Source organism: Hydrogenivirga sp. 128-5-R1-1, from assembly GCF_000171895.1.
Window position 1 is genome coordinate 1 of record NZ_ABHJ01000283.1, and the last position, 1,650, is coordinate 1,650.

General features: G+C 30.5%; 3 protein-coding genes. 1 reads left to right on the plus strand and 2 read right to left on the minus strand.

Annotation, left to right across the window (positions count from 1 at the left end):
• On the plus strand, nt 1-259 hold a 259-nt coding region (locus HG1285_RS19945; protein WP_008289135.1), incomplete at its 5' end, for a hypothetical protein.
• Between the two features lie 18 nt (nt 260-277).
• On the opposite strand, the gene HG1285_RS02420 is transcribed toward HG1285_RS19945, so the two are convergent.
• Both HG1285_RS02420 and HG1285_RS19950 read right to left on the minus strand, forming a co-directional pair.
• Nucleotides 278-715: a hypothetical protein gene (locus HG1285_RS02420; RefSeq protein ID WP_008289136.1), complete on the minus strand. Its 438-nt coding sequence runs from the start codon at nt 713-715 to the stop codon at nt 278-280.
• Between the two features lie 9 nt (nt 716-724).
• On the minus strand, nt 725-1,650 hold a 926-nt coding region (locus tag HG1285_RS19950), incomplete at its 5' end, for a hypothetical protein (RefSeq protein WP_008289137.1).

A 1,650-nucleotide genomic window follows, 5' to 3' on the forward strand; every position in this document is an offset into this window, starting at 1 on the left:
AGGTTCAGGTACAATAAAATGTAGTTATGATTCTAATAATGATACTATAATTATTGACCAAAATGGAGATTTAAAAATAGACATTCCTTTAAAAGCTATCTTTGAAAGACAAACAAGTTGTAATGGTGTAAAAATTACTATTGAATGTCCAGCAGGTAGATGCTCAGGATTAGAACCATCTCCAGGGACTAATGCAAGTATATGGATAAATACTTGCGAAAATCCAGAAGTTATTCATACAAATACATCTCTATTTTAGGGATATTAGAAAAATTTATCATCTAACTTTATACACAAACTCTATTTCTGCCTTTTCTTCGGGCTTGTTAAAATTTTTTGCTATTACCTTAATAGTATAAATGCTTATACTATTACCACTAATATCAGTAAAAGCTTCTTTTTCCAACAGATAAGATTCTACACTATAACTGCCAAGGTTTGACGGATTTAAATCTATTTTACATGCATTAGAAACTGCCGTTGGGCAGGGTGTACATGAAGTACCATTACATTTCAAATCACCAGAAAGTATATTACTGATTACAAGCTCAGCTCCACTTTTGGCCGCTTCTAATGCTGTGTAATATCTTTTTTCAACACCAGAAATTTTTGTTCCACTGGTCAATAAATACAGTAATGCCCCAATGAAAGCTAAAGCTATCAAACCTAATACCAGTGTAGTAATCAAAGCTATACCTTTTTGATTATTTTCCATGTTTACACCTTATAAATCCATTGGTTTTATCTTTATCTTCAAAGGCTTCCATCTATAATGGATATAGTTTGCAGGAAGTTTTAATAACTCTCCATTTATAGAAACACATTTATCAGCTCCACAATTTGATACCTGTGTATATGTGTATTCAGGGTCGTATTTTCCATCTTGTATTAATATATAAACATTTACCGCTTTCAAGTTATTTCTTATTTCGCTATTTTCTATAGTTCCATTTAAATCAACATCCAAATTATTGAATGTTAAATCTGTTTCTGTACTATCAATTACTCCATTACCATCTAAATCTATATCCACTGTTATTTTCCAGTCAGAAACACAATTCAAAATAGGTTCACCACCTGTATTTGCAGTCCCTATTCTCCTTACAAGATTATAAGTACCTGGATTACATCTACTTATCAGATTTGCATTTGAAAGTGTATATGTTATTTGTTCACAATATGAGACTAAACAGCCATTAGAGGTTCCGTTATAAACAACATCTCTTATTGGAAATGCAACATAAACTTTCGTATTACTGCATGTTTGAGAATTCAATGAAATGGTATTATTTACAACCTGTCCTGTATCAAAAAAATTCCAGTTTTCAGTATCAAGAACAGAAACATATGGATTTGTTTTATCTTCTCTACCGTCATAATTTACATCTAAAGTTCCTGCATTACATTTAGTTAATATATATCCTCTTGTTGAAGAGTTCGTATTATTTAATGTACTTCTTAAAATAAGTTCTTTATTAGTACTATCCCAGGATAAAATTAAATTTGTTTCATCATTTGAAATTCCATATCCAAGATGCTCCAAATCAAGTCTCAGTACTTCAAGTCCTACTAAACTTTCTATCTGGCTTGAGATTTTTTCACTCTCCGATTTAAAACCTTTTAACAATTTTATATAAGTAAAATATGCTG